The 20,553-nt window shown below is 69.2% G+C and carries 17 protein-coding genes and 3 tRNA genes; 10 read left to right on the plus strand and 10 right to left on the minus strand.

Annotated elements, in window-relative coordinates:
- Positions 1 to 143: 143 nt before the first annotated feature.
- From hrpA to Q2K21_RS34710, 3 genes are all read left to right on the plus strand, one after another.
- Positions 144 to 4,121 (plus strand): ATP-dependent RNA helicase HrpA, encoded by a 3,978-nt coding sequence (gene hrpA, locus Q2K21_RS34700; RefSeq protein WP_310779936.1) that lies wholly within the window; start codon positions 144 to 146, stop codon positions 4,119 to 4,121.
- Positions 4,122 to 4,215: 94 nt separating this feature from the next.
- A tRNA-Asp gene (locus Q2K21_RS34705) sits at positions 4,216 to 4,290 on the plus strand.
- Positions 4,291 to 4,746: 456 nt separating this feature from the next.
- A complete protein-coding gene (locus Q2K21_RS34710) occupies positions 4,747 to 4,938 on the plus strand; it encodes a DUF6274 family protein (RefSeq protein WP_310779938.1) in 192 nt (63 codons plus the stop codon).
- A 558-nt stretch (positions 4,939 to 5,496) separates the two neighbouring features.
- Here the strand turns inward: Q2K21_RS34710 and bldC are convergent.
- Both bldC and Q2K21_RS34720 read right to left on the minus strand, forming a co-directional pair.
- On the minus strand, positions 5,497 to 5,703 hold the full coding sequence (gene bldC, locus Q2K21_RS34715; RefSeq protein WP_003949541.1) for a developmental transcriptional regulator BldC: 207 nt from the start codon (positions 5,701 to 5,703) through the stop codon (positions 5,497 to 5,499).
- Positions 5,704 to 6,258: 555 nt separating this feature from the next.
- Positions 6,259 to 7,101 carry a hypothetical protein gene (locus Q2K21_RS34720; protein WP_310780125.1) on the minus strand — a complete coding sequence of 281 codons (843 nt, stop codon included), beginning with the start codon at positions 7,099 to 7,101 and terminating at the stop codon, positions 6,259 to 6,261.
- Positions 7,102 to 7,335: 234 nt separating this feature from the next.
- On the opposite strand from Q2K21_RS34720, the gene Q2K21_RS34725 reads away from it, so the two are divergent.
- The gene (locus Q2K21_RS34725; protein WP_310780127.1) at positions 7,336 to 8,418 is read left to right on the plus strand and encodes a Leu/Phe/Val dehydrogenase; all 1,083 of its coding nucleotides are present in this window, start codon (positions 7,336 to 7,338) and stop codon (positions 8,416 to 8,418) included.
- A 303-nt stretch (positions 8,419 to 8,721) separates the two neighbouring features.
- A complete protein-coding gene (locus Q2K21_RS34730) occupies positions 8,722 to 8,976 on the plus strand; it encodes a DUF3073 domain-containing protein (RefSeq protein WP_310780129.1) in 255 nt (84 codons plus the stop codon).
- An 83-nt stretch (positions 8,977 to 9,059) separates the two neighbouring features.
- On the opposite strand, the gene purM is transcribed toward Q2K21_RS34730, so the two are convergent.
- The 8 genes from purM to purS form a co-directional block, all read right to left on the minus strand.
- Positions 9,060 to 10,127, minus strand: a complete 1,068-nt coding sequence (gene purM / locus Q2K21_RS34735; RefSeq protein ID WP_310780131.1) for a phosphoribosylformylglycinamidine cyclo-ligase — start codon at positions 10,125 to 10,127, stop codon at positions 9,060 to 9,062.
- A gap of 85 nt (positions 10,128 to 10,212) precedes the next feature.
- Positions 10,213 to 11,739: an amidophosphoribosyltransferase gene (gene purF, locus Q2K21_RS34740; RefSeq protein WP_310780132.1), complete on the minus strand. Its 1,527-nt coding sequence runs from the start codon at positions 11,737 to 11,739 to the stop codon at positions 10,213 to 10,215.
- Positions 11,740 to 11,824: 85 nt separating this feature from the next.
- Positions 11,825 to 12,631: an META domain-containing protein gene (locus Q2K21_RS34745; RefSeq protein ID WP_310780133.1), complete on the minus strand. Its 807-nt coding sequence runs from the start codon at positions 12,629 to 12,631 to the stop codon at positions 11,825 to 11,827.
- A gap of 64 nt (positions 12,632 to 12,695) precedes the next feature.
- Entirely contained in the window at positions 12,696 to 13,493 is a 798-nt protein-coding gene (locus tag Q2K21_RS34750) for a maleylpyruvate isomerase family mycothiol-dependent enzyme (RefSeq protein WP_310780135.1), read from the minus strand.
- Between the two features lie 9 nt (positions 13,494 to 13,502).
- A complete protein-coding gene (locus tag Q2K21_RS34755; RefSeq protein ID WP_310780137.1) occupies positions 13,503 to 13,679 on the minus strand; it encodes a hypothetical protein in 177 nt (58 codons plus the stop codon).
- Between the two features lie 273 nt (positions 13,680 to 13,952).
- Positions 13,953 to 16,211, minus strand: a complete 2,259-nt coding sequence (gene purL, locus Q2K21_RS34760) for a phosphoribosylformylglycinamidine synthase subunit PurL (protein WP_310780138.1) — start codon at positions 16,209 to 16,211, stop codon at positions 13,953 to 13,955.
- The gene (gene purQ / locus Q2K21_RS34765) at positions 16,208 to 16,912 is read right to left on the minus strand and encodes a phosphoribosylformylglycinamidine synthase subunit PurQ (RefSeq protein WP_310780140.1); all 705 of its coding nucleotides are present in this window, start codon (positions 16,910 to 16,912) and stop codon (positions 16,208 to 16,210) included. Before purQ ends, purL begins: the two co-directional genes overlap by 4 nt.
- A complete protein-coding gene (gene purS / locus Q2K21_RS34770) occupies positions 16,909 to 17,172 on the minus strand; it encodes a phosphoribosylformylglycinamidine synthase subunit PurS (protein ID WP_019982969.1) in 264 nt (87 codons plus the stop codon). Before purS ends, purQ begins: the two co-directional genes overlap by 4 nt.
- Before the next feature lie 360 nt (positions 17,173 to 17,532).
- On the opposite strand from purS, the gene Q2K21_RS34775 reads away from it, so the two are divergent.
- From Q2K21_RS34775 to Q2K21_RS34795, 5 genes are all read left to right on the plus strand, one after another.
- Positions 17,533 to 17,850 (plus strand): histone-like nucleoid-structuring protein Lsr2, encoded by a 318-nt coding sequence (locus Q2K21_RS34775; protein ID WP_310780144.1) that lies wholly within the window; start codon positions 17,533 to 17,535, stop codon positions 17,848 to 17,850.
- Between the two features lie 319 nt (positions 17,851 to 18,169).
- A tRNA-Gly gene (locus Q2K21_RS34780) sits at positions 18,170 to 18,241 on the plus strand.
- A gap of 80 nt (positions 18,242 to 18,321) precedes the next feature.
- Positions 18,322 to 18,394 (plus strand) — tRNA-Gly (locus tag Q2K21_RS34785).
- 136 nt (positions 18,395 to 18,530) lie between these two features.
- Positions 18,531 to 19,547 (plus strand): ABC transporter ATP-binding protein, encoded by a 1,017-nt coding sequence (locus Q2K21_RS34790; protein WP_310780145.1) that lies wholly within the window; start codon positions 18,531 to 18,533, stop codon positions 19,545 to 19,547.
- A gap of 131 nt (positions 19,548 to 19,678) precedes the next feature.
- Positions 19,679 to 20,551 (plus strand): ABC transporter permease, encoded by an 873-nt coding sequence (locus tag Q2K21_RS34795; protein ID WP_310780147.1) that lies wholly within the window; start codon positions 19,679 to 19,681, stop codon positions 20,549 to 20,551.
- The last annotated feature ends 2 nt before the right edge of the window (positions 20,552 to 20,553 follow it).

Raw genomic sequence — 20,553 nt, forward strand, 5'->3', positions numbered from 1 at the left:
TCCCGGCAGGCGAGCGGTTGTCGACCCGCCGGGGCCGGACACGCACGCCGCACGCTTCCACCGGCCAGGAGCGCCCCTCGCCCGAACCGCCGGAGGCAAATCGTTAGCCAGGAATTTCCCCGAGATGAGATCCTGGACCGCGTATGTCTACGCATCCCGCCCCCGCCCTCGGCACCCTCGCCCCTCGCCTGACCGAGCTCTCGCTGCGCGACGCGCACCGCCTCGGCCGCAGGCTCGAAGGCGCGCGCAAGATCCGCAAGCCCGAGGCCCGGGCCGCCGTACTCGCCGAGATCGAGGCGGAGGTCGTCAAGGCCGAGGACAGGATGGCCGCGCGCACCGCCCGCGTCCCCGCCGTCACGTACCCCGAACAGCTCCCCGTCAGCCAGAAGAAGAGCGATATCGCCGACGCCATACGCGACCACCAGGTCGTCATCGTGGCCGGTGAGACCGGCTCGGGCAAGACCACGCAGATCCCCAAGATCTGTCTTGAGCTCGGCCGCGGCGTCCGCGGCATGATCGGCCACACCCAGCCCCGCCGTATCGCCGCCCGCACCGTCGCGGAGCGCGTCGCCGAAGAGCTCGACACGCCCCTCGGCGAGGCCGTCGGCTGGAAGGTCCGCTTCACCGACCAGGTGAACCCGGACGCCACCTTCGTCAAGCTCATGACGGACGGCATCCTGCTCGCCGAGATCCAGACGGACCGCGAGCTGCGCGCCTACGACACGATCATCATCGACGAGGCCCACGAGCGGTCCCTCAACATCGACTTCCTGCTCGGCTACCTGGCCCAGCTCCTGCCCCGGCGCCCGGATCTCAAGGTCGTCATCACCTCGGCCACGATCGACCCGGAGCGCTTCTCGCGCCACTTCAACGACGCGCCGATCATCGAGGTCAGCGGGCGTACGTACCCGGTCGAGGTGCGCTACCGCCCCCTCCTCGAAGAGGACTCCGACGACGCCGACCGCGACCAGATCACCGCGATCACGGACGCCGTCGAGGAGCTGATGGCGGAGGGCAAGGGCGACATCCTGGTCTTCCTCTCCGGAGAGCGCGAGATCCGCGACACGGCGGACGCGCTCACCAAGAAGAACTACCGCTTCACCGAGATCCTCCCCCTCTACGCCCGCCTCTCCCACGCGGAGCAGCACCGCGTCTTCCAGCCGCACACGGGCCGCAGGATCGTTCTGGCCACGAACGTCGCCGAGACCTCCCTCACCGTCCCGGGCATCAAGTACGTCATCGACCCCGGCTTCGCCCGTATCTCGCGCTACAGCCACCGCACCAAGGTCCAGCGCCTGCCCATCGAGGCGATCTCCCAGGCGAGCGCCAACCAGCGCAAGGGCCGCTGCGGCCGTACGTCCGACGGCATCTGCGTCCGCCTGTACAGCGAGGACGACTTCACCACCCGGCCCGAGTTCACGGACGCCGAGATCCTGCGTACGAACCTCGCCTCCGTCATCCTCCAGATGACCGCGGCCGGCCTCGGCGACATCGAGAAGTTCCCCTTCATCGACCCGCCGGACCACCGCAACATCCGGGACGGCGTGCAACTCCTCCAGGAGCTGGGTGCGCTGGACCCCGCCCAGAAGGACCCCCGCAAGCGGCTCACGGACAGCGGCCGCAAGCTCGCCCAACTGCCGGTCGACCCGCGCCTGGCGCGCATGGTCCTGGAAGCGGACCGCAACGGCTGTGTCCGCGAGGTCATGGTCATCGCCGCCGCGCTGTCCATCCAGGACCCGCGCGAGCGCCCCGCCGACAAACAGGCCCAGGCCGACCAGCAGCACGCCCGCTTCAGGGACGAGACCAGCGACTTCCTCGCGTACCTCAACCTGTGGCGCTACATCCGCGAGCAGCAGAAGGAGCGCGGCTCGTCGTCGTTCCGCCGTATGTGCAAGCAGGAGTACCTGAACTTCCTGCGCATCCGCGAATGGCAGGACATCTACACGCAGCTGCGCACGGTCGCCAAGCAGATGGGCATCCACCTCAACGAGCAGGACGCCCCCGCCGACCGCATCCACATCTCGCTCCTCGCCGGCCTGCTCTCGCACATCGGCCTGAAGGACGTGAAGGAGTCCAAGGACTCCGGCCCCGCCGCCCGCAAGGACGGCGGACGCAACGAGTACGTCGGCGCCCGCAACGCCAAGTTCGCGATCTTCCCGGGCTCGTCCCTGTTCAAGAAGCCCCCGCGCTTCGTGATGTCGGCCGAGCTCGTCGAGACCTCGCGCCTCTGGGCACGCGTCAACGCCAAGATCGAGCCGGAGTGGGTCGAACCGCTCGCCGAACACCTCCTCAAGCGGACCTACAGCGAGCCGCACTGGGAGAAGGACCAGGCGGCCGTGATGGCGTACGAGAAGGTCACGCTGTACGGCGTCCCGATCGTCGCCCAGCGGAAGGTGAACTACGGCCGTATCGACCCGGAGACGAGCCGCGAGCTGTTCATCCGCAACGCTCTCGTCGAGGGCGACTGGCGCACGCACCACAAGTTCTTCGCCGACAACCGCAAGCTCCTCACCGAGGTCGAGGAGCTGGAGCACCGCGCCCGGCGCCGGGACATCCTGGTGGACGACGAGACGCTGTTCGACTTCTACGACCAGCGGGTGCCCGAACACGTCGTGTCGGGCGCGCACTTCGACTCGTGGTGGAAGAGCAAGCGGCACGAGCAGCCCGACTTCCTCGACTTCGAGCGCGAGATGCTCATCAACGAGAAGGCGGGCGCGGTCACCAAGGACGACTACCCCGACTCGTGGCGCCAGGGGCGCCTGAAGTTCAGGGTGACGTACCAGTTCGAGCCGGGCGCGGACGCGGACGGCGTGACGGTGCACATCCCGCTGCAGGTCCTCAACCAGGTCACGGACGAGGGCTTCGACTGGCAGATTCCGGGCCTCAGGGAGGAGGTCGTCACCGAGCTGATCCGCTCCCTCCCGAAGCCGATCCGCCGCCACTACGTCCCCGCGCCCAACTATGCGAAGGCGTTCCTGGAGAAGGCGGTGCCGCTTCAGGAGCCGCTGACGACGACCATGACGCGTGAGCTGAAGCGTATGGTCGGCGTCCCCTTCGAGGCGGAGGACTTCGACTGGGCGAAGGTCCCCGACCACCTGAAGATCACCTTCCGGATCGTCGACGAGCGGCGCCGCAAGCTGGCCGAGGACAAGGATCTGGAGGCGCTGAAGCTTCGTCTGAAGCCGAAGGCGCGTCAGGCCCTCTCCCAGGCCGCGGCGGCGACGGCCGAGCGCCAGGGCGGCGAGTCCCTGGAGCGCGACGGCCTCACCGACTGGACGATCGGCTCCCTCACCCGTGTCTTCGAGACCCGCCGCGCCGGCCAGCCCGTGAAGGCCTTTCCGGCGCTGGTGGACGACGGCGACACGGTCTCCGTACGCCTCTTCGACACGGAGGTGGAGCAGGCGGAGGCGATGTGGAAGGGCACGCGGCGGCTCATTCTGCGCAACATCCCGGTCAATCCGGCGAAGTTCGCGTCCGAGAAGCTGACGAACGCCCAGAAGCTCGCCCTGTCGGCCAATCCGCACGGCTCGATACAGGCCCTGTTCGACGACTGCGCGATGGCGGCGGCGGACAAGCTGATGGGCGACTTCGGCGGCCCGGCGTGGGACGAGGAGTCGTACCGCAAGCTGTACGACAAGGTGCGTGCCGAGATCGTCGACACGACGGTGCGTACCGTCGGGCAGGTGCAGCAGGTCCTTGCCGCCTGGCAGGCCTGTGAGCGCCGGCTGAAGGCCGCACGCAGCCCCGCGCTGCTGGCAAACCTGGCGGACGTGCGCAAGCAGCTGGACGCCCTTGTGAAGCCCGGCTTCGTCACATGGGCGGGCCTGCGCCGCCTCCCCGACCTGATGCGCTATCTGGTGGCCGCCGACCGGCGCCTGCAGCAGATGCCGACGGGAGTCCAGCGGGACACCTCCCGCATGGAGAAGGTCCACGAGATGCAGGACGAGTACGCCTGGCTGCTGGAGCAGCTCCCCCAGGGCCGGCCGGTACCGCAGCAGGTCCTGGACATCCGCTGGATGATCGAGGAGCTCCGGGTCAGCTATTTCGCCCATGCGCTGGGCACGGCGTACCCGGTGTCGGACAAGCGGATCGTGAAGGCGATCGACGCGGCGGCGCCGTGACGGAGACGGTACAGAGGGTGAGTTCGACCAAGGGGCTCACCCTCCTGTACAGTCCTTCTCGCAGCACAGCGCAAGACAAAGTGCCGCGAAACCTGGTCCTGTGGAGCAGTTTGGAGTGCTCGCCACCCTGTCAAGGTGGAGGCCGCGGGTTCAAATCCCGTCAGGACCGCAGAACGAAGGCCCCGCATCGGTGAGATGCGGGGCCTTCCTCATGCAGAGCGAGGGCCCCGCATCCAGTGGATGCGGGGCCCTCGTGTCACGGGCCGCTCCGCGGCTCCCCGGGCTTCGGGCCACCACGGCCCACATCCCCCAACCGCTCCTTGGCAGTGAGCGGGAGTGAGTCCGCCCACCGGCACGCCCCGAACGGTTTTGGGCGCACTGGTCGTCCCCCGCGGCCGGAGGCCGCTGATGGAGCACTGCCGCAACAGGGCGGCGACACGGATCTTGTCCGTGGTCCAGTCCCGGAAAGGCGGAGTCCCTCACGACCTGGCCAGGTGAACGCGGCCAGAGGCGACGGGGAGGCCCGTGCCGTCGTCGTCGGGGCATCCGGTGCCTTGACGGCGTCACATTCCACCGGTACCCCAGAAACCAGAGCCCCGACTGTCCGGGCCTCGGGAGGTGGCGTATGGCGGCATCCGCTCGGCATGAGACACGCGCTCTGCTCCGTGCTCACCTGTCCGCGGCTACCGGGTACCGCCATCTGACGCGGCACTGCCCGATCTGCCATCAGCTCCTGCGCCTGGCCATGGAACCCGCCCACGGCGGCGAGGAGAGCCCTGAGACGGTCTCCGAGGACGAAAGCCCCTCCAAGGCGTGAGCCGGCCCGGTACGCGCCTCCAGCGCGCGCCGGCGCCCGGCCGTGGCCCCGAACGGTCCGAAAGGATGCCGCGCCGGGGGTTCGTACCGCCTCCGCCTGGGCACCCCTGGACGTACGGTCTCCCCAACACCCGCCCCACGACGCCGTGTTCCTCTAGCAAAAGCACCGCGAGCGCAACAAGGACTCTGGCATGTGACGGGTGTCACCAGAGAAGTTTTGGGAACCGCAGAACTTACACCCCTCCTACAACAGGTCAATTTAATATGTGCAATTGCACCGCTGTTTGAGGGACTGCACAGCAGATCCGACACCCCTCCCCAGACTCCGACAAGGCGCTCACAGCCCGGCCCCGAACGCACAGCCCACACACAGTCAGGGCACAAAAAAGATCGCGCTGGACCCGGCGGAGTCCAGCGCGATCGACGACGCACCCTTGTCGTGCCTCTAGTGACCTTGGGAGAGGGCCCTGTTGGGGCAGAACCCACGTCGCTTGGAGCTGTGGTTCGGACGTCGCAGCAGGTTGGGGGACCTACCGAGATGTCCGGGCTATGCGCTTGCTCAGGCCTCGCTGCGCTGCTGCGGGATACCCGCGAGCAGAGCACGGACCTCGGCCTCGCGGTAGCGGCGGTGCCCGCCGAGCGTGCGGATGGACGTGAGCTTTCCGGCCTTCGCCCACCGCGTGACCGTCTTCGGGTCGACGCGGAACATCGTGGCGACCTCAGCCGGGGTCAGCAGCGGCTCGGCATCAGGGGTGCGAGCGGTCATGAGCGGCCTCCTCGGGAGAACCGAACCTTCTCGGTTCTTTCCTCTAAATTCTGCACCTTGACCCGCGTTGCCCGAAATGGCGGACGCGAGTCGAGTCGGTTATAGGACGAACGGCTTGTCCTCGGCACTACAACTACACCATCTGTCCAGCCGCGTCGGCCAAACCGATGGAATTGCCCTCCCAGGTGTTCATCAGCGACGGAAGCCGATGGACCATGCCATAGCGGACAGTCACGCCACTGTGACGATCAGTCACAGGGCGATCAGGAGTCATCAGACCCCCCAAAGCGTGCAATGCTGAGTCTCCGCCCATAAGTGGGCAGAAGGAACCTCCCCCGGGCTCCTTGTCCTATTTTGGCATGAGGAGGGCCGTAAGGCGCAAGGTCCGCGTAAGTGCAGTCCGTCACGCTTGACGGCATTAGCCCGGATCGAGACCTACGTCCCCGGCCCCTACCTGCGGTACGTCAACCATGGGCCAACGGTTGTCACTTCACCATGTCTCACGGGTCACAATTCGCTCACTGGTTCGCGAAGGCCCCGGCTGAGGACCCGCCCTCAGTTCGCCGACCGACGGTCCCCTACGGCCCGCCAGCGCTCCACCAGCCGCCCGTACGCCTCCCCGGCCGCCACCCCGTCCCCGCGCCGCAGCGCTTCGATCCCCTCGGCGACATCCGCGGCCGAGTGGTCCCGGTCCAGCTCCGCGGCCGGCAGGACGTGCACGAGCCCGCCGTAGTCCAGCTCGACCAGCGACCGCGGATGGAACTCCTCCAGCCACCGCCCCACGTCCACCAGACCGTCGATGAGCGGCCCCTCGTCGATCGCGTCCCTGAGCGTCCGCAACGCCCGCGCCGTCCGCCGCCGCGCCTGCACCATGGGCGTGCGATAGCGCAGCATCGGCGGGACGTCGCCCAACCCCTTGTCGTACCGGCGCTCGTCGTCGGAGACGAGCACGAACCAGTTCAGCGGCACCTGCCAGGTCGCGGTGCGGATCCACGGGCGGGCGTCCGGGTTACGGGTCAGCCAGCGCTCGTAGTCCTGGGCGGCCTGGCGGCGCACCACGGGCGGCAGGACCGCGTCCAGGACCGGCGCCGGCAGCTCCTCGGCCAGCTCCCCGAGCGCCTGCCAGCCGCGCAGCCGGGTGCGCCAGGGGCAGACGCACAGCACCCCCTCGACCTCGGTCACGAAGGCGTCGCCGCTCTCGTGCACCGGCACCGGGATGGGCGGGGTGGGCAGCAAGTCGGCCAGAGAACGGCGCAGTTCGTCCTGGTACGAGGGCCGGTCGGGGCGCCGGGCGTACCGGGCCCAGTGGCCGCGTTCCGGCTCGGGGAAGGCGGCCAGCGGTTCGTACACGCGCAGATAGGCCGCGTACGGGACGATCACCGAGGACACCTTGGGCACGCCTGCTCCCTCCCCACCGGACCTGACCCGAAACCCGTCCGGGCGCGGCCCGGGCGGGGTGGAAAACCATTGCAAATCGTCCCACGAACCGGCCGGGCCTTACTCCGAGGGAGGGTGATCCTCGGCACTGCGCCGATCACGGCCGCCTCCACGCTCTACGCTCATGCCCACGGGGCCCGCCACCCGTACGGGACCCGCCCCTCAATCGCCGCTACTCAACCGGGAGTCACCACAGTGACCGACGTAACCGACGGCGTCCTGCACACCCTGTTCCACTCGGACCAGGGGGGCCACGAGCAGGTCGTGCTCTGCCAGGACCGGGCCAGTGGCCTCAAGGCCGTCATCGCGATCCACTCCACCGCCCTGGGCCCCGCCCTCGGCGGCACGCGCTTCTACCCGTACGCCACCGAGGAGGAGGCCGTCGCCGACGCGCTGAACCTCGCGCGCGGGATGTCGTACAAGAACGCCATGGCCGGCCTGGACCACGGCGGCGGCAAGGCCGTGATCATCGGTGACCCCGAGCGGATCAAGACCGAGGAGCTGCTGCTGGCGTACGGCCGTTTCGTGGCCTCGCTCGGCGGGCGCTACGTCACCGCGTGCGACGTCGGCACGTATGTGGCCGACATGGACGTCGTGGCGCGGGAGTGCCGCTGGACCACCGGCCGCTCCCCGGAGAACGGCGGCGCGGGCGACTCCTCCGTCCTCACCGCCTACGGCGTCTTCCAGGGCATGCGGGCCTCCGCCCAGCACCTGTGGGGCGACCCGACGCTGCGCGGCCGGAAGGTCGGCATCGCCGGCGTCGGCAAGGTCGGTCACTACCTGGTCGAGCACCTGCTGGAGGACGGCGCCCAGGTCGTGATCACGGATGTGCGCCCCGACGCCGTACGCCGGGTCCTCGACGCGCACCCGGAGGTCGTCGTCGCCGCCGACACAGACGCCCTCATCCGCACCGAAGGGCTCGACATCTACGCGCCCTGTGCGCTCGGCGGCGCACTGAACGACGACTCCGTGCCGGTGCTGACGGCGAAGGTGGTGTGCGGCGCGGCCAACAACCAGCTCGCGCACCCGGGCGTGGAGAAGGACATCGCCGACCGCGGGATCCTGTACGCGCCGGACTACGTCGTCAACGCCGGCGGCGTCATCCAGGTCGCCGACGAGCTGCACGGCTTCGACTTCGCCCGGTGCAAGGCGAAGGCGGCGAAGATCTTCGACACCACGCTGGCCATATTCGCACGCGCGAAGGAGGACGGCATTCCGCCGGCCGCCGCGGCCGACCGGATCGCCGAGCAGCGGATGGCGGAGGCACGCGGCCGGTGACCTTCGTCGGGGGAGCCCTCCGGGTTTGAGCGGTACCCGCCGGTGGATGGTTGGAGAGAACTCTCACTTCTATCGGCGGGTCGTCCGCCAAGAAGTGGTTAAAATCGGCCGTGACCAGCGAGGACGGGGCGCCTCGGCGGTTCTGTGCACACGCCCGTCCTGCGGGCGACGTACCGTATGGGCGTGGGCTCAGGTACCGTGGAAGCCCTACGGACCGGTCTCTCCACGGAGAGCCCGTTCCGGATCATGAACGCGTGTCAAGACTCTGGGGCCGTCGAGCCCCGTCATCGAGGGGGTCGAGCCATGGGGCGCGGCCGGGCCAAGGCCAAGCAGACGAAGGTCGCCCGCCAGCTGAAGTACAACAGCGGCGGGACTGACCTGTCGCGTCTGGCCAACGAGCTGGGCGCTTCGACTTCGAACCAGCCGCCGAACGGCGAGCCGTTCGAGGACGACGAAGACGACGACCCGTACGCCCAGTACGCGGATCTGTACAACGACGACGATGAGGACGAAGAGGACGAGCAGTCCGGTCCCACGTCGCAGCGTCGCGGCGCTTGACGCAGCACGCTTCGCATTTCCCGTAACAACCGCACTTCACCCGGTCCGGGCTTCAAGCTCCGAACCGGGTTTCGTGCTGCCTGTCAGGCGTAGTCGCCGACCAGGAGGGCGCCCGTCTCGTGCTCGCCCCGGTCCGTGATCTCACCGGCGACCCAGGCGTCGACCCCGCGGTCGGCCAGGGCGGCCAGCGCCACGTCTACCGACTCCTCCGGCACGATCGCCATCATGCCGACGCCCATGTTCAGGGTCTTCTCCAGCTCCAGGCGCTCGACGTCGCCGGTCCTGCCGACGAGGTCGAAGACCGGAGCCGGGGTCCAGGTGGAGCGGTCGACGATCGCGTGCAGGTCGTCCGGGATCACCCGGGCCAGGTTGGCCGCGAGTCCGCCGCCGGTGATGTGGCTGAACGCGTGCACCTCGGCGGTGCGGGTCAGCGCCAGGCAGTCCAGCGAGTAGATCTTGGTGGGCTCCAGCAGTTCCTCGCCGAGGGTGCGGCCCAGTTCCTCGATGTGCTGGTCGAGGCCGAGCTTCGCCCGGTCGAGGAGGACGTGCCGCACGAGCGAGTACCCGTTCGAGTGAAGTCCGGAGGCCGCCATGGCGATCACCGCGTCACCCTTGCGGATGCGTTCCGCGCCGAGCAGCCGGTCGGCCTCCACGACGCCCGTACCGGCGCCCGCGACGTCGAAGTCGTCCGGGCCGAGGAGGCCGGGGTGTTCGGCCGTCTCACCGCCGACCAGGGCGCACCCGGCCAGCACACAGCCCTCGGCGATGCCCTTGACGATCGCCGCGACGCGCTCCGGGTGGACCTTGCCGACGCAGATGTAGTCGGTCATGAACAGCGGCTCGGCGCCGCACACCACGATGTCGTCCATGACCATGGCGACCAGGTCGTGGCCGATGGTGTCGTAGACGCCCATCCGGCGCGCGATGTCGACCTTCGTACCCACGCCGTCGGTGGCGGAGGCGAGCAGCGGACGCTCGTAGCGCTTGAGGGCGGAGGCGTCGAAGAGGCCGGCGAAGCCGCCGAGGCCGCCGAGGACCTCGGGGCGCTGCGTCTTCTTCACCCACTCCTTCATGAGCTCGACGGCACGGTCACCGGCTTCGATGTCCACGCCGGCGGCGGCGTAGGAAGCGCCGGACTTCGTCTCAGACATTGCCTGGGATCTTTCGGGTTGGTGGCTGGGCCTTCTGGGGTCCCCCGGACCGGGGTCCGGGGGTGTTCACCCGGACCCCCTGGTCTTACGGGCGACGGATCGCGTCGGACGCGGCCGTGGCGGCAGGACCGGCCGCCAGCTCGGTCTCCAGCAGCTGCTTGCCCAGCAGCTCCGGGTCGGGCAGCTCCATCGGGTACTCGCCGTCGAAGCAGGCACGGCACAGGTTCGGCTTGGCGATGGTGGTCGCCTCGATCATGCCGTCGATGGAGATGTACGCCAGGGAGTCCGCGCCGAGGGACCGGCCGATCTCGTCGACCGACATGCCGTTGGCGATCAGCTCGGCGCGGGTGGCGAAGTCGATACCGAAGAAGCAGGGCCACTTCACGGGGGGAGAGGAGATCCGGATGTGGACCTCCGCCGCGCCCGCCTCGCGCAGCATCCGCACCAGCGCCCGCTGGGTGTTGCCGCGCACGATCGAGTCGTCGACGACGACCAGGCGCTTGCCCTTGATGACTTCCTTCAGGGGGTTCAGCTTCAGACGGATGCCGAGCTGGCGGATCGTCTGCGAGGGCTGGATGAAGGTGCGGCCGACGTACGCGTTCTTCACCAGGCCGGCGCCGAACGGGATGCCGGAGGCCTCCGCGTAGCCGATCGCGGCGGGGGTGCCGGACTCGGGCGTCGCTATGACCAGATCGGCCTCGGCGGGTGCCTCCTTGGCGAGGCGGCGGCCCATCTCGACACGGGAGAGGTAAACGTTCCGGCCGGCGATGTCGGTGTCGGGGCGGGCCAGGTACACGTACTCGAAGACACAGCCCTTGGGCTTCGCTTCCGCGAACCGGGACGTACGAATGCCGTTCTCGTCGATGGCGACGAACTCGCCCGGCTCGATCTCGCGGACGAAGCTGGCGCCCGTGATGTCGAGCGCGGCGGTCTCTGAGGCGACCACCCAGCCGCGCTCCAGACGGCCGAGGACCAGCGGGCGGATGCCCTGCGGGTCGCGGGCCGCGTAGAGGGTCTCCTCGTCCATGAAGACGAGCGAGAAGGCGCCCTTGACCTGCGGGAGGATCGCGGCGGCCGCTTCCTCGATGGTCAGCGGCTTGCCGTCGCCGTCCACCTGGCCCGCGAGGAGGGCGGTGACGAGGTCGGTGTCGTTCGTCGCGGCCACCTGCGTGGCGCGGCCGTTCTCCTTGGGGAGGGCGGCGACCATCTCGGCGAGCTGCGCCGTGTTGACGAGGTTGCCGTTGTGGCCGAGCGCGATGGAACCGTGCGCGGTGGCGCGGAACGTCGGCTGGGCGTTCTCCCACACGGAGGCGCCGGTGGTCGAGTAGCGGGCGTGACCGACCGCGATGTGACCCTGGAGCGAACCGAGCGAGGTCTCGTCGAAGACCTGGGAGACCAGGCCCATGTCCTTGAAGACGAGGATCTGAGAGCCGTTGCTGACCGCGATACCCGCGGATTCCTGGCCTCGATGCTGGAGGGCGTAGAGCCCGAAGTACGTGAGCTTTGCGACCTCTTCACCCGGAGCCCAGACACCGAAGACGCCACACGCGTCCTGGGGGCCCTTCTCACCGGGGAGCAGATCGTGATTGAGTCGACCGTCACCACGTGGCACGCCACCGAGTGTAGGCGAGATCGCGCACTGGTCCGAATCCCGTCATGTGCCCGACATCGCTCCCGACCTCGGCGGATTCCCGGTGTCACTGCTCGGCGACCACGTTGACCCCCTTGCCGTTTTCGCTGGTCAGCGTGGCGCTGCGATGATCGATGGCGTAGGCGAGCGGTCGGCCGAAGAGCCCGCTCAGGGTCTTCTCCGTGTTCATGAGTGAGGCGTCGCACATCTTGCGGGTCGTCCTGGGAGCGCCCAGAGTGAGATGACCGTCGCGTACGGTCGCCCTCGCCGTGAACCGGTTGCAGCCCAGGCTGCCCGATGCCGTGCCGGACTCCTTGTCGAGGACGAACCAGACCCTGCCGGTGGCCGCGGCGGGCAGGGAGGACGCGACGTCCCCGTCGACCAGGGAGGTGACCTGCCACCTGGTGCCGTACAGCGGCGCGCCGTTCTCCTTGGTGAGGCGGACGCGGTCGCCGTCCTCGGCGGTGAGCGTCAGTTCGTTCCGGTCGACGGCGGCGGTGAGCGAACCGTCGGCGAGCGTGCGGGAGAAGGCCGCTTCGAAGGCCATCGGAGCCTTCTCGCAGGCCATGTCGGTGGACTGGGCGGGGCCGAGGTCGATGCGGTCGCCCCGGACGGTGGCGGGCGCGCCGAAGCTGTTGCAGCCGTAGTTGCCGTGGGCCTGGCCGTGGTCGTCGATGCGCAGGTACGCGCCGGCGGGGGCGTTCCTGGTGGTGCCGCCGGTGGTGAGGCTGTCGACGCGCCAGTGGACGCCGGTGACGGGTGGGTCGGTGTCCACGCCGACGGAACCGCCGCCGCCCGAACCGGCTTCGGTACCGCAGGCCACCGCGAGCGGGAGCAGGGTCAGGACGCTGAGAGTCAGCCGGTGCTTGTCCATGGGGGTGGGACGGGTGGGGCCGGACGGCGGTTCCCCCGTCGTGTCGGGCGCGCGGCCCGGTCCCTCACGCCATCAGGGGCAACAGAGCGCCGAGGTCGGCCCGTTCGCCGCTCGCGCCGACCTTGGCGTCGGCGAGAGCGGACTGCCACCCCATTCGGCCCGTCGCCAGCCGGATCCAGGTCAACGGGTCGGTCTCGACGACGTTCGGCGGGGTGCCGCGGGTGTGGCGGGGGCCCTCGACGCACTGCACGACGGCGTACGGCGGGATGCGTACCTCGGTCGAGGCACCGGGTGCCTTCACGGCGAGCGCGTCGGCGAGCAACCGGGTGGAGGCGGCGAGGGCCTGACGGTCGTACGGGATGTCGAGGCCCGGGACGGCGGCGTTCAGGTCGTCGGTGTGGACGACGAGTTCGACGGTGCGGGTGACCAGGTAGTCGCTCAGCGGCATGGCGCCCGCGCTCGTGTCGAGCAGTCGGCTGCCGGGGTGCCGCGCGAGGTGTTCGGTGAACTGCTTCTCGATGCCGGCGAGGAAGGCGTCGAGGTCGGGATTCCGCTCGGCCAGTTGCTGGGCGACCTCGGCGATGGCCCCGGAGTTGGCCGAGGTCGCGAACGGCCAGTCAAGGACCGTCGCGTCCTGCTTCGGCGGCTCCGGCTTGTCGAGGAACCGGCCGACGGCCGCAAGAGCCATGCCGGTGTGCGCGATCAGTTCCCGGACGGTCCAGTCCCCGAGCCGGGTGGGGAGCACGAGTTGCTCGGCGGTGAGGGTGGCGACGGCTTCCCGCACGTTCCCGAACTGGGCGAGGACCGCGGCGCGGGTCTTGGCGGGGTCGTACGTCCGTGTGCGCTTCTTGGCCGGGGGCATGGCGTGAGCCTATGCCTTCACCGCGCACCCGCTCAGGCCCTTTTCGATCAGGTCGAAGGCGCGCCGGGCGCGCTCGGCGGCGGCGACCTCGTCCAGGCTCTCGCCTTCCGCGGTACGACGATGGTGCCCCTCGACCAGGGCATCGCGCGCGGCGCTGAGCGTGACGGCGGCGATCGTGGCGAGCATCAGGTCGCCGGTCTCCTCGGCGAGGTGGGCCGCCAGATCGCGCGTGCCCTTCTGGGCGGCCAGGAAGGCGCGTTTCCAGCAGCACGGGCGTGCCGGCGACGAGGTTGGTGCACCTGGCGGGCGAACGACTCGCTGTGCAGGCTGACGGACGGGTCGCGCGCCTCGACTTTGCAGGCCGACGGACCGGTCGCGCGCCTCGACTGTGCGGCATGAGGAAGGCCCCGCCCGGTTTCCACCAGGCGGGGCCTTCACCGTCGTACGGCTGCTGACCGCTTACGCGAGCAGCGCCGGGATCGTGGCCTCGTGCGCCTCGCGCAGCTCGGCCAGGGAGAGCGCGAACTCGCCCTGGATGTCCACCGAGTCGCCGTCGACGACACCGACACGGGTGGCCGGCAGGCCCCGCGCGCCGCACATGTCGTTGAAGCGGACCTCCTCGGAGCGCGGCACGGCGACGATCGCACGCCCCGCCGACTCGGAGAAGAGGAAGGTGAACGCGTCGAGCCCGTCCGGCACGACCAGCCGAGCGCCCTTGCCGCCGAGCAGCGCCGACTCGACCACGGCCTGGATCAGACCGCCGTCGGACAGGTCGTGCGCCGAGTCGATCATGCCGTCGCGGGACGCCGAGATCAGGATCTCGCCGAGCAGCCGCTCGCGCTCCAGGTCGACCTGCGGGGGCAGACCGCCCAGGTGGTCGTGGACGACCTGCGACCAGGCCGAACCACCGAACTCCTCACGGGTGTCGCCGAGGAGGTAGAGCAGCTGCCCCTCCTCCTGGAAGGCGACGGGCGTGCGGCGGGCGACATCGTCGATGACACCCAGGACGGCCACCACCGGCGTCGGGTGGATGGCGACATCGCCCGTCTGGTTGTAGAGCGAGACATTGCCGCCGGTCACCGGGGTACCCAGCTGCTGGCAGGCATCGGCGAGGCCACGGATGGCCTCCGCGAACTGCCACATCACCGCCGGGTCCTCGGGCGAGCCGAAGTTCAGGCAGTCGGAGACGGCCAGCGGCTTGGCGCCGGTGGTCGCCACGTTCCGGTACGCCTCGGCGAGGGCGAGCTGCGCGCCCGCGTACGGGTCGAGCTTCGCGTACCGGCCGTTGCCGTCGGTCGCGATGGCGACACCGAGACCGGACTTCTCGTCGATGCGGATCATGCCGGAGTCCTCGGGCTGGGCGAGGACCGTGTTGCCCTGCACGAAGTGGTCGTACTGCGAGGTGATCCACTTCTTGGAGGCCTGGTTGGGGGAGCCGACCAGCTGGAGGACCTGCTTCTTCAGCTCCTCGGCGCTCTCCGGGCGCGGAAGCTTGTTCGCGTCGTCGGCCTGGAGCGCGTCCTGCCACTCCGGGCGCGCGTACGGGCGCTCGTACACCGGGCCCTCGTGCGCGACCGTGCGCGGGTCGACGTCGACGATCTTCCCGCCGTGCCAGTAGATCTCCAGGCGGTCGCCGTCGGTCACCTCACCGATCACGGTGGCGATGACGTCCCACTTGTCGCAGATCTCCAGGAAGCGGTCGACCTTGTCGGGCTCGACCACCGCGCACATGCGTTCCTGCGACTCGCTCATGAGGATCTCCTCGGGCGAGAGCGTGGAGTCGCGCAGCGGAACGTCGTCCAGGGTCACGCGCATGCCACCGGAGCCGTTCGAGGCCAGCTCGGAGGTGGCGCAGGACAGACCGGCGGCGCCCAGGTCCTGGATGCCGACGACCAGCTTCTCCTTGAAGGCCTCCAGGGTGCACTCGATGAGGAGCTTCTCCTGGAAGGGGTCGCCGACCTGGACCGCCGGGCGCTTCGAGGGCTTGGCGTCGTCGAAGGTCTCGGAGGCGAGGATCGAGGCGCCGCCGATGCCGTCACCACCCGTACGGGCGCCGTACAGGACGACCTTGTTGCCCGCGCCGGACGCCTTCGCCAGGTGGATGTCCTCGTGCCGCATGACACCGATGGCACCGGCGTTGACCAGCGGGTTGCCCTGGTAGCAGGCGTCGAAGACGACCTCGCCGCCGATGTTCGGCAGGCCCAGGCAGTTGCCGTAGCCGCCGATGCCGGCCACGACGCCCGGCAGGACGCGCTTGGTGTCCGGGTGGTCGGCCGCACCGAAACGCAGCGGGTCGACGACCGCCACCGGCCGTGCGCCCATCGCGATGATGTCGCGCACGATGCCGCCGACGCCCGTGGCCGCGCCCTGGTAGGGCTCGACGTACGAGGGGTGGTTGTGCGACTCGACCTTGAAGGTCACGGCGTAACCCTGGCCGACGTCCACGACACCGGCGTTCTCGCCGATGCCGACGAGCAGCGCGTCGGACTCGGGGGCCTTCTCGCCGAACTGGCGCAGGTGGACCTTGCTGCTCTTGTACGAGCAGTGCTCGGACCACATCACCGAGTACATGGCGAGCTCGGCGCCGGTGGGACGGCGGCCCAGGATCTCGACGATCCGCTCGTACTCGTCCTTCTTCAGACCGAGTTCGGCCCAGGGCAGCTCGACGTCGGGGGTCGCGGCCGCGTGCTCGACCGTGTCCAGAGGCGTCCGGCTCATGCGTTGACCAGCTTCTTGAGGATCGAGGTGAAGAACGGGAGGCCGTCGGTGCGGCCGGTGCCGATCAGCGGCTCGACGGCGTGCTCGGGGTGCGGCATGAGGCCGACGACGTTGCCGGCCTCGTTGGTGATGCCGGCGATGTCCCGGAGGGAGCCGTTGGGGTTGCCGTATCCATCAGCGGCTTCGCCGCGGACCAGGTACCGGAAGACGACCCGGCCCTCCGCCTCCAGCTTGTCGAGCGTGTACTCGTCGGCGACGTACCGGCCGTCCATGTTCTTCAGCGGGATGTGGATCTCCTGGCCGGCCTCGTAGTCGCTGGTCCAAGACGTCTCCGCGTTCTCCACCCGCAGCTTCTGGTCGCGGCAGATGAAGTGGAGGTGGTCGTTGCCGAGCATCCCGCCCGGGAGGAGGTGAGCCTCGGTGAGGATCTGGAACCCGTTGCAGATGCCGAGGACCGGGAGGCCGGCCTTCGCCTGCTCGATGACGGTCTCCATCACCGGCGAGAAGCGGGAGATGGCACCGGCGCGCAGATAGTCGCCATACGAGAAACCACCCGGCAGCACCACGGCGTCGACCTGCTTGAGGTCCTTGTCCTTGTGCCAGAGGGCGACGGGTTCGGCGCCCGCGAGGCGGATCGCACGCTGCGTGTCCCGGTCGTCGAGGCTGCCCGGGAAAGTGACGACGCCAATACGAGCGGTCACTTCGCGGCCTCCGCCACTTCCTCCACCTTGACGGTGAAGTCCTCGATCACTGTGTTGGCGAGGAAGGATTCCGCAAGATCGTGGATGCGGGCGAGCGCGGCGTCGTCAACCGGCCCGTCCACCTCGAGTTCGAATCGCTTTCCCTGACGTACGTCGGAGATGCCTTCGAAACCGAGGCGCGGCAGTGCGCGCTGCACCGCCTGGCCCTGGGGGTCGAGGATCTCCGGCTTGAGCATGACGTCGACTACGACGCGTGCCACTGGCACTCCCGGTGTGTGGTGCTGAGCAGGTTCCTTCAGACTACCCGCACAAAATTTCTACTCGCGTAGATTCGTAGCATCCTACGTGACCACCATCACGATCAGGCATCGGCGCGGGGGCTCGTGCGGGAAAATCCTCGGAAAACCGCAGAAGAGCGGCGGGGGCCATTGCGCACGGACACGCGGAGGTATTCAGTCGGTCTTCACAATGCATTGCGGTGCACTGTACAAAGGAAAAGGCAATAGCCGATACTTTGCCTAATTACTGCCGGACAGTCGACATCTCCCCGACATCACCCGGACGTCTACGCACGTCGTGGTGGGTGATCACGGAGGTGTCGCACGAAGGGACCGATATTCGTGGCGCAGCGTGTCGTGGTCACTCTCTCTGACGACATCGACGGCTCAGAAGCGGCGGAAACGATCGTCTTCGGACTGGACGGCAAGTCGTACGAGATCGACCTCAATCAAGCCAATGCCAAGAAACTGCGTAAGGCGCTGGCACCGTACGTCGAGGCCGGCCGCAAGAAGGCGAAGTCCGGGAAGGCGTACACGCACACGGCGTTGACGCCGGACCCGGCCGCCGTCCGCGCCTGGGCCCGCTCCAACAAGATGGACGTCCCGCCGCGGGGCCGGATCCCGAAGAAGGTGTACGAGGCGTTCGCTGAGGCCCACTGAGCGCTCCGCGGGGCTCGGGTGTCCGGGGTGCCGTCATGGGGCTGCGCCCCGGGCCCCGGGCCCTTTGTCACCCTTGGGGTTCTGATCGTCCGGGGCTCCGATCGTCGCGTTCGCAGCGGCTGTCGCGGGTTGCTCGCGCCCACACGGCGGAGCCGCAGAGTGTCGGAGCCTTGCCCTGCGCCCTGTCGGGGCGCACCCGTCCCCGGCCCTGGCCGATCCGGCCCCGCCCACAACCGACTTGCGTTGCACCCCTGGCGATCAGCTAGAGTCTGGAACACGCCGAGGGGCGAGGCCGAAAGGTCAAGACCCAAGGAGTCATGCGGGTGTAGTTCAGTAGCAGAACACCCCCTTTCCAAGGGGGAGGCGCAGTGTGCAATTCCTGTCACCCGCTCTGCAGCATCGGTCCGACCATCCTTGTGGATCAGGTAGGCTGGTGCTCGCACCGATCGGTGAGAGCCGGTCGGGGGCAATGCGGACGTAGCTCAGTTGGTAGAGCGCAACCTTGCCAAGGTTGAGGTCGCGAGTTCGAGCCTCGTCGTCCGCTCAGGTAAACGAAGGCCCCGGTCAGTCGACCGGGGCCTTCGTCGTGCGGGTTCTCCTCCGCGCCGTCTGACATTTGTCACAGGGACCGATGACACCGCGCACTGCTGTCGCTCCCCGGCGGGGAAGACGCTGGATCCATGAACACGAACGAGCGCGAGCATGTGATCGAGGTCACCGATCTGCGTCGCGTGTACGGGGGCGGCTTCGAGGCCGTGCGCGGGATCACCTTCTCGGTGGGCCACGGCGAGGTCTTCGCGCTCCTCGGCACCAACGGCGCGGGCAAGACGTCCACGGTCGAACTGCTGGAGGGCCTCGCCCCTCCGGCCGGCGGACGCGTCCGGATCCTCGGCCGTGATCCCTACCGGGAGCGGGCGGCCGTCCGGCCCCGCATCGGCGTGATGCTGCAAGAGGGCGGCTTCCCCTCCGAACTGACGGTCGCGGAGACCGCACGGATGTGGGCCGGCTGCACCAGCGGCGCCCGGCCCACACAAGAGGCACTGGAACTCGTCGGGCTGGCCCGGCGCTCCGGTGTGCGGGTCAAGCAGTTGTCCGGGGGCGAGAAGCGGCGTCTGGACCTCGCGCTCGCGCTCCTCGGCCGTCCCGAGGTCCTCTTCCTCGACGAGCCGACGACCGGGCTGGACGCCGAGGGTCGCCAGGACACCTGGAGAGTGGTCCGCGAACTGCGCGACGCCGGCACGACCGTACTGCTGACCACGCACTACCTCGAGGAGGCGGAAGGACTCGCCGACCGGCTCGCGATGCTCCACGAGGGGCGCATCGCCGCCTCCGGCACGCCGGCCGAGGTGACCGCGACCCAGCCGTCCCGGATCTCCTTCGACCTGCCCGAGGGCTACTTCCTCGGCGATCTGCCCCCGCTCACGGACCTCGGTGTGACGTCCCACGAGACGGCGGGCCGCACGGTCCGCCTGCGGACGAACGAACTCCAGCGCACGGCCACCGCCCTGCTGCTGTGGGCCCAGCACGCCCGGGTCGAACTGCGCGGCCTCGATGTGCGGTCCGCCTCACTGGAGGAGGCGTTCCTGCGCATCGCCAGGGAGGCGGCGGCAGGAACGGGCCGCACGAGCACGGACGTCGGGACGCCGGACGACGCGGCGAACCGAGGCGTGACCCGGAAGACGGAGGCGGCGGCATGAGCAACCTGGTCCCGGACACACCGAACACACCGAATACGCCGAACACACCGGACACGCCGAACACGCCGCAGACACCGAACACGTCGATGTCATCGATTTCATCGACGACCACATTGGCCTCATCGACCGCAATGACCACACCACCCTCGCCGCCCTCGCCGCCCACGCCGCCCACGCCGCCCACGCCGCCCTCGCCGCCCACGCCGCCCACGCCGTCCAAACCCGCTCCAGCGGCCGCGACGACCACCCCAGCCGGACGGCTACGAGCCCTGGCACGCGCCGAATTGACGCTGCTGACCCGTAACAAGGGCATGATCGTCACGGCGCTGTTCGTCCCCTTGGCGCTGCCCTTCAGCGTGCGGCCCGCGGTCGAGCAGATGGACCTCAGGGCCGAGGGTCTGACGATGGGTGCCGTGATGCTGACGGCCGCGATCGGTTTCTCCCTGCTCTTCGCGGTGTACACCTCGCTGGTGAGTGTCTTCGTCGCGCGTAGGGAGGAGCTGGTGCTCAAGCGCCTGCGTACCGGTGAGCTCGGCGATGCCGAGATCCTCGTCGGCGCCGCGCTTCCGGCGGTGTGCGTCGGCCTCGCACAGTCCGTGCTGCTGGCCGTCGGCTGCGGGGTACTGCTCGACGCCGGAACGCCACGGGCCCCTCACCTCGCCCTCCTGGGACTTGCGTTGGGCCTCGTGCTGTGCGCGGCGCTGGCGGCCCTGACCGCGAGCTTCAGCAGGACTGTCGAGAGCGCGCAGGTAACCGCGCTGCCGATGCTGTTCGTCTCCATGCTGGGCTCGGGCATCGCGATCCCCACGGAGCTGCTGCCCGACCGGGTCACCTCCGTCTGCGAACTGCTGCCGCTGTCGCCGGCGATCCGGCTGATCCGTGGAGGCTGGAGCGGCGGTATGTCGGTGTACGACACACTGGGCGCCGTCGCGACAGGGATCGCCTGGGTGGTGATCGCGGTGTCTGCCGCAGGACGGTGGTTCCGCTGGGAGCCTCGGCGCTGAGA

This window comes from Streptomyces sp. CGMCC 4.7035 (genome assembly GCF_031583065.1).
In the GTDB taxonomy this organism is placed as follows: Bacteria; Actinomycetota; Actinomycetes; order Streptomycetales; family Streptomycetaceae; genus Streptomyces; species Streptomyces yaanensis.